Annotated in this window: 9 protein-coding genes; all 9 read right to left on the bottom strand. The window is 50.4% G+C overall.

Annotated elements, in window-relative coordinates; translation table 11 throughout:
• On the bottom strand, window positions 1–295 hold a 295-nt coding region (locus HPY71_14940; GenBank protein NPV54786.1), incomplete at its 3' end, for a hypothetical protein.
• 172 nt (window positions 296–467) lie between these two features.
• Window positions 468–1,709: an N-acetylglucosamine-6-phosphate deacetylase gene (gene nagA, locus HPY71_14935; protein NPV54785.1), complete on the bottom strand. Its 1,242-nt coding sequence runs from the start codon at window positions 1,707–1,709 to the stop codon at window positions 468–470.
• 116 nt (window positions 1,710–1,825) lie between these two features.
• The gene (locus tag HPY71_14930; GenBank protein ID NPV54784.1) at window positions 1,826–2,755 is read right to left on the bottom strand and encodes a sugar phosphate isomerase/epimerase; all 930 of its coding nucleotides are present in this window, start codon (window positions 2,753–2,755) and stop codon (window positions 1,826–1,828) included.
• Window positions 2,755–4,089: a hypothetical protein gene (locus HPY71_14925; GenBank protein NPV54783.1), complete on the bottom strand. Its 1,335-nt coding sequence runs from the start codon at window positions 4,087–4,089 to the stop codon at window positions 2,755–2,757. Before HPY71_14925 ends, HPY71_14930 begins: the two co-directional genes overlap by 1 nt.
• A gap of 66 nt (window positions 4,090–4,155) precedes the next feature.
• Window positions 4,156–4,719 carry a carbohydrate ABC transporter permease gene (locus tag HPY71_14920; GenBank protein ID NPV54782.1) on the bottom strand — a complete coding sequence of 188 codons (564 nt, stop codon included), beginning with the start codon at window positions 4,717–4,719 and terminating at the stop codon, window positions 4,156–4,158.
• Between the two features lie 397 nt (window positions 4,720–5,116).
• A complete protein-coding gene (locus HPY71_14915; protein NPV54781.1) occupies window positions 5,117–5,983 on the bottom strand; it encodes a sugar ABC transporter permease in 867 nt (288 codons plus the stop codon).
• 175 nt (window positions 5,984–6,158) lie between these two features.
• Window positions 6,159–7,454, bottom strand: coding sequence for a sugar ABC transporter substrate-binding protein (locus HPY71_14910; GenBank protein ID NPV54780.1), 1,296 nt, complete (start codon window positions 7,452–7,454; stop codon window positions 6,159–6,161).
• Window positions 7,455–7,610: 156 nt separating this feature from the next.
• Window positions 7,611–8,810 (bottom strand): DegT/DnrJ/EryC1/StrS family aminotransferase, encoded by a 1,200-nt coding sequence (locus HPY71_14905; GenBank protein NPV54779.1) that lies wholly within the window; start codon window positions 8,808–8,810, stop codon window positions 7,611–7,613.
• Window positions 8,811–9,040: 230 nt separating this feature from the next.
• A complete protein-coding gene (locus HPY71_14900) occupies window positions 9,041–10,240 on the bottom strand; it encodes an ROK family transcriptional regulator (GenBank protein ID NPV54778.1) in 1,200 nt (399 codons plus the stop codon).
• Window positions 10,241–10,441: the final 201 nt, after the last annotated feature.

Raw genomic sequence — 10,441 nt, 5'->3', positions numbered from 1 at the left:
CGGCCTCCCTGAGAAGCTCGATATTTCGAGATACTTCATCCTCGAGTGCCTCATCCGTGAGAGCGTCCGGATCACCGGGCCTCTGCAGGTTCCAACGAGTAAGATATGAGCAAAGGTCGATGGTGAATTCGGTTACCTCAGTCGGGATACCGCCATCATGCGCCTTTATATAACCGCGGACCTCATTACGAAAGGAATCCATGGCAGAGTGGAACATATCCGGCCCTGCCTTAAAAAGCAGTTGATCCACGGAAGCCAAAGCACCCATTTGTTGACGAAAAACCTCTATCGCCATAGTCTCACAACCCCACCCTCATTGAGATTTCACTATAATAGACTTCAAACTAGGATAATAGGCTTCAAATCAGGCTCCAGTAAACTCCTCTCATGGCCCTTTCATGGCTTGATCATTACAGACTACTTTCTGCCACGCTAAGCCCGAACCTGGTTCCCAACTTGACTAGAGGTCAATCTAGCCCTGGAGCGCGATAGACGACCCGCCCCCCAACGATAGTCATAATCACTGAAAGACCGCTATCCAAAACCACCATATCGGCGTTCTTTCCCGGGTCCAGGCATCCCATCTTATCATCAACACCGAGAATCTTCGCCGGCGTTGATGTGGCCATTTTTATAGCATCTCTCAAGGATACGTCGGCCATGTTGACCATATTGCGGACGAGCTGGCCTATGGTAGCGACGCTCCCTGCGAAAGCCGACCTGTCCTCCAGCCAGGCGACCCCATCATCCACTATGATCCGCCGCCCGTCATCTTCGCTCCCCACGATATATTCTCCATCCGGCATGGAAGCCGCCCTGATTGCATCCGTGCACAACGCTACGCGCTCCGGCCCCTTACACTTATATATAAGCTTCAGAAGGCTAGCGGGGAGGTGTTTCCCATCCGCAATCACTTCCACGGTCAACTCATCTAAGAGAAGAGCAGATTCAATGACTCCCGTAACTCTATAACAGTTAACGCGTTTGACTCCTGACATCCCAGAGTACAGGTGGGTAACATGCGAATAACCTGATTCAATGGCAGCTAGCACATCGTCATAAGTTGCATCTGAATGTCCTATAGATGCAAGAATATGCCGTCTTCTAAGCTCCCGGCCGAGTTCGAGCGCACCAGGCAGCTCCGGGGCGGCGGAGACCCTCATTATATGCGCGCTCTTATCGAGTATGGCAAGGTACTCTTCTGGAGCTGGTTCCCTAAGGTATCTTGGATCTTGCGCGCCGCACTGCGCCTCCGCAAAATATGGGCCTTCAAGATGCAACCCAAGCAGCCTTGCCCCATTAATTACCGAGTCCCTCGCCCTCTCAAATGCACTGATAGCCCGATGCAGGTCTTCCAGTGAACTAGTTAAGGTGCTCGGAAGTATAGCGGTAGCGCCACCTTGAGCATGGGTACGTGCTATAATTTCAAACGCCTCGATGCTCCCATCCATCACATCCGCGCCGCCGCCCCCGTGCAAATGGATATCTATAAAACCCGGGGCGATTATCACCCCGCGGACATCTATAACTCTGCTGCCTTCCGGGACATTTGAGTTAGCCATATCAAACACGCGAGTTATATACTGACCCTGAACCCGGATTCCACCGTGTTCGATAATTCGATATGGGGTGATAACTCTACCATTTAGTAGGAAGTAGTCATCGCCTCTATATCCATCGCCGTTGAATTCGAGATTAATCTCAGTCATGATGCCATCTACCTTCCACCCTGAAAGCAAATCTACAATGATAAATGTCATGAACTATGATGAAAACACTATTGCAGACGTCGCTTGCGCCATCTACCCTACCGGTGTCTTGATCATCACCGAAGCATTGCCTGCATCGAACGAATAGATTGGATCGCTCCTGATACTGAGCCCCTTCCGATGGAGAGGTGGGGCTCGAGACTCAGGAAACCAGTATATCCACTCCTTCGCCACAGGGCAAGTTGGGCAGGGTAATCCAGAACCCCTCTACCCACGACAGTGAATTCCGGTGCCATCTCTGGGCTACCCCGTGGGGCTACGCCCCCTGATGGATCCTTCCCCGGTGGCGGCACGGGAGGTAGCACGGGATCCCTTAACAGGATGTCCTTCAAATGAATGTGCATGACTCGTTCCCGGACATTGTCAAACCCTTTTGCCAAATCTTTTTCACCGACACAATAAGCATTACCCGGGTCCCAAAGGGCTCCAATATGTTTAGACTGAATCCGGCTCAAAAGCTCACTAACCTGCCACGATGTCTTGGCGTAACACGATGGTTCGTTCTCAACACATAAAATGACATCCGCATCTTCGGCCCTTCGAGCAGCTACAGAGAGTCGTTGAGCAATTTGAGGGAACACCTCATCATAAGGCTTCATGCCCATAAAGCTAAAGCACCTGATCAATCTGGTATTGAATCGCTTTGCGATCTCGATTGCCCTTTCCAGAAGCTCAAGATGCCCGGGAAAGCTATCAATAGCCAACTTAAAGGGATCCGGTCCGGCCGCGCTGTCCATATCATGACTCTTTTCATCACCTTTTTCATCCAAAGGTGCTTTAAAAAGTGGGGCGGCAATCGCGCAAACCTCGATCTGTGAACGCTTCAACAGTCTCTGGAGATCCCGCAACTCATCATCGGAAAGGTCGAGGACGTTACGCCCCTCGATCATGCGAATTTCCAGATAATGAAGCCCTGTTTGGGTTAGCACGGACAATACCTCATCGATATCCTGGCTGATTTCGTCACTTATGATGGCCAAACGCATCAAGGCGCTTCACCTCTTGATCCCTCTCTTAATTCATCGAGGAGATCTTTCGTCTCTCGCACGACCAAATCACCGGCATCCTCCGTAAAGGGGCAGGCGACCGCCTCATAACCTCCTTCGCCCCATGCCTCCCGCGTTGGCACATAGCCTACATAATCATTCGCGTAGCCCACTATAAAAAGCCGCGATCCCATATGCGCCATATACGATTTGAGTTCCAACCCAAGCTCCACGAAAAACTCACCCGGCCAGGCTGCTATATAGATGTCCCCTATCCTCAGCCCCTGAAGCAGGCTCCTCCGTTCGTGTCCATCTACCAGGGACCTCTCCTCTACCTGTGATGCCTCAATCTCCTTATAAAGAAGCTCTATCTTGGCTTCACGGAGGGCCGGATCATCTTCCCTTGAGCTTTTCGTCAGATCCTCGATCCTGCGTTTAAGCTCATCAATCTCTTTCTTGATGACATCTAAAGGAGGTAGATCGCGGTAACGAAAAGATATCTCGCGGGTCGCGCTTCTTATCGAAGGAGCTGGCAGCTCCTGGGCGTCCTCTATAGCTTGTATCACCCCGCCAGCGATACGGCGGCCGATCCGCGCAGCATTCTCAAATGTCCGTCCAGGTATGAACTCTCCGATCGCGCTGGCCTCAGCGGTATGCCCGATATTGATATCCCCCTGGGCACCACTTGTAAAAATCGTGACGAGTTGAGATCCATAGACTTTCTTCAATGTCTGAGAAATATACGCTGGATAATCCCCGGTATAGAGCCGGTTTCTCGGTCCCAACACAACGGGATGACAGGTGAAGTTATATAACATCGCCAGAGGGTCATCCGAATCAGCCCTCCCAAATGCAAGTATAGAGAGGCCCGGGTCCGTGCTCCCCGTAGGCTTACGACGATTCTTACCAATTCCCGGCATATCAATGGCCGCAAATTTTACCCGCACGGGTTCAAGGCTGTTAAAAGCCGACTGAACTCCCCCTGCGATTGCCCGGGTAACAGTATCAAGCCAGCATTGTGTGGATTCATTCAAGACCGGGCCGCTGTGGGTATGGGTGGCGGCGAGGAGGATCTCCTCATCCATCAATCCCGTGAGGCCTTTTATCATCTCCCTGACTCTTGTGGCGAATTCCCGGGTGATCCATAATACATCGCATACAACGATGACCTGGCGTCGATCCCCAGCCTCTATTGCCAGTACCCGGGCGTAAAGATCATCATGTATCCCTATAGATGGCCCCTCACGCGAGGCGTATCCCTCCATGGCAAACCCAATCGGCGGCGTAATGGGAAACTCCAGGGCTGAAGCCCTTATCCTTATACTACTATTCAACGTAGGTCCCTCCGTATCGTATCTTGCAGAGATGCATAAGTTAGCCTTGCCCCTGCATTCCCAACTTTAGCCCCGGATGCCACCACCCAATGATAACCCTTCCATAAAGTACCGATTCAACACAACAAACAGAAGGATAGCGGGAAGAGCGCCGAGCAATGATCCAGCCATGGTGACTCCCCAGTTTACATTAAGCGTGGCATAGGTGAAATCGGCCAGCCCCAGCGTCACCGTCTTCATCTGGTTATTCGTGATCATTACGAGCGGAAAGATAAAGTTGTTCCAGGTTTCCATGAACATCGTAACCGCTACAACCAACAGGGCCGGGCGCGCGAGCGGAAGAATGACCCACAGGAAGAGTCTAAACTTAGATGCACCATCTATCATCGCCGCCTCATCGTAATCGCGAGGGATAGATTGTATAAACTGCTTCATGACGAAAATGCCAAACGCATTTGCCGCTAAGGGAAGAATCAATCCTGTATACGTATCGACAAGATTGAGCTTACTGAGCATCAGATATAGAGGAACCAGGGTAATCTGGGAGGGCACCATTAAAAGCCCTAAGACAGCCAGAAACATGAGCTTGCTTCCAGGCATATTCTGCCGTGCAAGAACATAGCCCGCCATTGAATCAAGCAGAACGTTTAAGAGTGTAACTGCGCCCGCGAAGATCAGTGAGTTCAGTATCCATCTCGGGAACTGGCTGTAAAATAGAAGCTGGCCGTAATTGACTAAAGATATTCTCTTAGGAATTATAGAAACTGCAGTCGAGAATGTGGGCTCCAGGCTGACCCTTAGAGCCCATAGGAACGGAATTATAACGAGGACAACTAAAAGGAGAGCGGTGGTATAAAACGCCAGGCGCTGTTTACGGCGGCTATGTGATCCAACAACCACGTGTTTCTACCTCCAAACTGCCTCCAACTCTACTCTATCTTTTATTCTATCTCTACAATCTTTGTCTTCTATTTGTATTCTATCTCTATCTTTACATTCTCTATCTCTACATTACTATCTCTAACACTTAGGACGTTTCCCCACCTATGTATCTCTTCTGAATAATGCTGAGCAGGAGAAGCACCCCAAAGAATATAACAGCTTGAGATGAGGCATAACCCATCCGGAAGAACTTCCATCCAGTGTCATAAATGTAGTTCAGTAAGGAAATTGTCGCGTTGGCCGGGCCGCCTCCGGTCATAATGTAGACCACAGTAAATATCTGAAAAGATCCGATCGTGTTAAGGATAACAACGAGAAGGGTAATGGGCTTCAAAAGCGGCAACGTAATCTTCAGAAAGGTATGCAATCCCGTTGACCCATCTATGGCTGCCGCGTCATATACCTCCGCGGGAATGCTCTTCATACCAGCAAGAAAGAAAATTGTATAATAACCGATATTCCTCCAAAGCAAGCTGAGGCTGACTGACCAGATGGCAAGGGTTGGCGAAAAGAAGTTGACCGGGGATAGGCCGATCCCAGTTAACAATTGATTTACCGGGCCAAAGGTTGTAAGCAACCCTTTCCATATATTTGACGTCACAACAATTCCGGCAACAATCGGGATTACATAGATGGTCTTGAAAATGTTAGATCCAGGGAAGGCCGCGTTTAGCATACTGGCCAGACCCAGAGAAAGCAGGGTGATCGAAGGAACCAAGATAATAGTATAGTAAAGGGTGTTCCTCATTGATATCCTAAAAATATTATCTTGTAGTAGATGCGAATAATTTTGAACGCCCAAGAATTTCGGGACGCCGATAATGGGCCATTCTGTAAAGCTGATCCCGAATACAGCTAATATTGGGACGACAACAAACACCGTTAGGAGAAGAGCGGGGGGCAAAAGGAGAAGAATCTCTTCCCGATATTTACTGATCTGCGTAATGCGCACTTGATGTTCACTCCAGCTCAAACAGATTCAATATTTTCCACTAGATACCTGTGCCTACGTACGGTGCCCCAGTCAACAGAAATACCACATTAAAAGGGCTATCCTGGAGCGACCAGCCTATTTTCGTTCAGAGGGACAGCGGCTGCAGGCCGCTGCCCCCCTTCATGGCTGGGTTTCAGAAGGAGATACGCTGCATGGCCTGATCCTGCATATCTTTCGCCGCCTGCTTAGGTGTCTTCTGCCCCGTCAGGACGGCCTGAACTTCTGCATTCATGATGGCCTTGACTATGCCCGTATTGGGGTCGCGAGGCTCGGGGATAGCATATGGTAATACGTTATAGTACTTCTGGACATTGGGGTTGGCCTTGAGCTCCGGGCTGAGCTTGCCGGTTACCGGGAAGAAGCCCGTGCCTGATAACCAGCTTTGAACGTTCTCGCTGAGGAGGAAATCCACAAGACGCCAAGCCGCATCTTTCTTCTTACTTTGAGCTAGCACGCCGAGGAGAGCTCCCCCGAAATACGTCGTCCGCCTACCCGTCGGCCCGACAGGCGGATAAACCAATTCGTAATTGAGATTGGGGTACTGCTTCGGCCAAACGAAAAGCCCATTGGCCGGCCAGACGTTATTAATAATACCTGTCTTCCCTGTTGTAAAGGCGTCGATCGCATCAGGTGCACCCATAGACTCCACGCCGGGGGGCATCACACCCTCTTTTTTCAACTTGAGCAAGAAGGAGAGAGCCCTGACGCTTGCTTCACTTCCGATTGCCGGTTTCCCATCAGGTGTAAATACCTCCCCGCCTGCGTTCCATAACCAGAGAGGATATGAATGGAGCCAACCAGAGCCGCCAGGATAAGCATAGCCCCACTGATCGATCTTTCCGTCACCGTTACTATCACGAGTCAACTTCTTGAGGATGGCCTCAAGATCGTCCCATGTCCATTTGCCTTTTGGATCTTCCATGCGCTTAACTAATGCGGGGTCGATACCGGCTTCCTTGAAACGATCCGTATTAATAGCCCAAAGATATGTAACAAACCCGAATGGGATAACGTAATAATGGCCGTCATACTTATATTGCTCCAAAAGGTTCTGATCGACGAAGCGAGCCTTGAAATCCTGTTTAATCCATGGATCAAGGGGTTCAAGGGCATTTCCCAGCTTAATAAGCGGTACAAACCGCCCATCCGTAAGGTACGTGATATCCGGCCCTCTCCCACTGGCGATGGCTGTTTGTAGTCGCTCCAGGCCGGCATCGTATGAGATCACAGATATGTTTACTTGGATTCCTGTCTTCTGCTTAAATTCATTAAGCAATGGTGCAAGTGCTCGTTCAGGTTGGTCAACAAAAGGGAAAACCCAAAATTCCAGCGTGGTTGCTGCCTCAGCCTTATTTGCCCCTGCAAGACCTAGTAGGCCCAACGACACTATAAGCAATAATCCGATAGTTATCGATACATATTTATTCACAGATCACACCTCCAGTTAATTCTCTAACCCTGATCTTAAAAATCCTAATGGCTCCAACCCTATCCTCCAGCCCTATTACCCTTCTTCGCCATTCTCGCTTCCCTATCGCCCCCCTTATTTCCCCTCCACAGGACATGTAGAAGCTCCGAAAGCGGTTTATTTGCAGAAATGCTCAACGACCCGGCGAATAGCTATTGCGACGTCCGAGATATCCTCCTCCGTAAGCAACGGACTCATAGCCAGCGTAACAGTCCTTCGGAGCAAGTCCTCTGTTCTGGGGCATTTATACGGGTAAGGACCTCCTAATTGCGGATGATCATATACAGGATGTCCATTGTACATCCTGGCGACAGGCAGGTTCTCCGCTATCAAGGCCCTCAAAACGTTAAGGGCTGTGGATTCATCTGCGAAGGTCATAAAGATTCGACGCCCGATTTCTCCCTCGGGATCCACTACTCTTCGCCAGCGGATTACATCGACGTCCCTGAGTCTCTCACGAATACCCGCAGCAGCGGCCCGCATGCGGCTGATAATCATATCTAGCTTCTCTAATTGAACTCCCAACACCGCGCCCGCTAATTCACTCATGCGATAATTCTCAGCAATGAATGCGCGACCGCTTGAATCCAGCCCGAATTGACCGTTTTCCCCTCTAACGTTCCCGTGATCGTGAGCACGCACCGCGCGTTCATATAAAGCAGCGTCACTTGTAACAACTGCCCCTCCCTCTCCCGCAGTAATGGCTTTGTTGATCTGGAAACTAAAGGTACCCACCTCTCCAAAGCTTCCTACGGGTCGCCCGTGATAACTGGCACCGCATGCTTGGGCACAATCCTCAATGATTTTCAGACCGTGAGACCGGGCGATGGCGAGCAGAGAATCCATGTCACACGGAGCACCTTCAAAATGGACAGGCATGATCGCTACGGTACGATCAGTAATTTTTGTCTTTACATCCTCGGGATCCAGGTTAAATGTATCATCAATTTCCGCATATACAGGCTTTCCACCGCGACGGAGAACTGCACCAGCCGAAGCAATGAAGGTGTTAGCGGGGACAATAACCTCCTGCCCTGGCCTGATATCCAGCGCCTGAAGCCCCACCATCAAGGCAGCCGTGCCAGAACTAACTGCAAGCGCGTATTTCGTTCCCATTCTCCTCGCAAAGTTGCATTCAAAGGAGCTAACCTTTCCGAGCAAACTCGGCCCGTAATAGCGGAATGGTGAACGGTGATCAAGAACTTCCAAGACGGCTCGTTTTTCTTCCTCACCGATAACTGCTGCTCCTGGAAAATCAGGTGGGTACGGCCTCGTGAACGTAGGCTTGCCACCGTAGATTGCCAATCGATCTGACATTTTAGACGCCCCCTAGATATCATCGCTCAATTAGGTTGCTCAATTATCAATTAGGAGCCAATCCAGGATAACTAGAGATTCACCAAAATAGATACAAAAAATAATAATAAATGCAATAAATGGATGAGTATACCTTGAAAGAATAGAGTCCCTTAACTAAAGACTTAAACCTTTCTTGGAAGGAAATCAACGTTTGGGTGATGAACCCGAGAAGTTTTATGACATCAGGTTCACATAGAATCTTCCCCATCCTTTTCTTCACCTTCATTCGAGGCTTCACCCCACTCCTCCATCCCAAATATGTTCTCAAGTGCGAGGGCATAGGCACCCATTAAAGGTGGGTCCTCTTTCATACTCGATCGCACGATCTTCACAGTCTCCCCCATCTCCCAGAGGGCACGTTCCTTCGCCACCTGATTGACAACATCCAGAAGCACATTCCCAGCCCTGGCCAGCTCGCCACCTAATATCACCATCTCAGGATTGAAAAGGTTTATTAAATTCGCCGCTACCACCCCTATTAAATAAGCTACTTGCCCGAGGATATCACGAACCCGGGGGAATTCAACAACCGGAGGTTTCACAACATCATCAATGCCGATCACTTGCCTGCTCAAGCCGTAGCGCGCCAATTCCTCCTCAGAAACCACGGCTTTCACCCGCTCCAGTACCGCCCGGACTCCACACATTGCCTCAAAACAACCACATCGCCCGCATGTGCACTCAGGCCCACCATCTGGGACCAGTGCCATATGCCCAATCTCGCCGGCATAGCCACGCGCCCCGCCGTAAACCTCGCCATCGATTATGATCCCCGCGCCGACGCCAACCGAAAGGTTTAAATATATTAGATTGGGGCACCCCTGCCCACTCCCGTATACCTTCTCAGCCAGCGCCGCGGCATTTGAAATGTTCTCAACATGCACAGGGATTCCAACGAGCTGCCTAGATAGCATCGCACCAAAGGGGATCTTTTCCCAAATCAAGTTCGAGGATCGTTCCACGACCCCGCGATGCGGGTCAACAAGCCCCGGGGACGCAACACCGCACCAAAGCACGTCATTTCTCCTGACCCCTGTGCTCGCCAACAATGAATCAAACGATGCACCGATCGCCTCGACCACGTCCTCAGGAAGCGACGTATCGAGCCTGAGGCGTCGTCTGTCCAGCACATTCCCAACCAAGTCAAGCAGGGCCGTCACCGCCTCCCCCCGCTGTACCCGCACCGCGAAAACAAAGGCAGCCCGCGGGTTCAATTCCAGCATAACAGGCCTTCTCCCGCCGCTCGATTCTCCATGTCCAACCTCTCTAACCACCCCGGCCTTGATCAGGTCGTTCACTATAACGGTTACTGTAGGCGGCGTCAAACCCGTCGCCTTTGCCACCTCGTACCTGGCAATGGGGCCATGCCTTCGGATTGTATCTCGCACTAATAGTCGATTTAGAACTTTTAGGTCCCGACTATTGCTCGCGGATCTCCTAACCCTCATCGTCTGCATATCTCCTAAGTTAGTGTCCAATTAAATTTGCCACTTTGCCAGGCATATGTTACAATGTCCTGCTAGAGACCATATTGGCCTGTAGCAGGGAGGATGAGTCTATGATCTATGTGGGTAGGTTAAGCTACAAGC

The sequence above is a fragment of the Bacillota bacterium genome, assembly GCA_013178125.1.
GTDB lineage: Bacteria > Bacillota > SHA-98 > Ch115 > JABLXJ01 > JABLXL01.
The sequence above is the reverse complement of the archived record's forward strand: the minus strand, read 5'-3'. Positions and strand labels throughout refer to the sequence as shown.

Coding starts and splice junctions, on each gene's coding strand:
- HPY71_14920 (NPV54782.1), bottom strand. CDS start 4,719: ATGGCGGGCTATGTTCTTGCACGGCAGAATATGCCTGGAAGCAAGCTC.
- nagA (NPV54785.1), bottom strand. CDS start 1,709: ATGACTGAGATTAATCTCGAATTCAACGGCGATGGATATAGAGGCGAT.
- HPY71_14930 (NPV54784.1), bottom strand. CDS start 2,755: ATGCGTTTGGCCATCATAAGTGACGAAATCAGCCAGGATATCGATGAG.
- HPY71_14905 (NPV54779.1), bottom strand. CDS start 8,810: ATGTCAGATCGATTGGCAATCTACGGTGGCAAGCCTACGTTCACGAGG.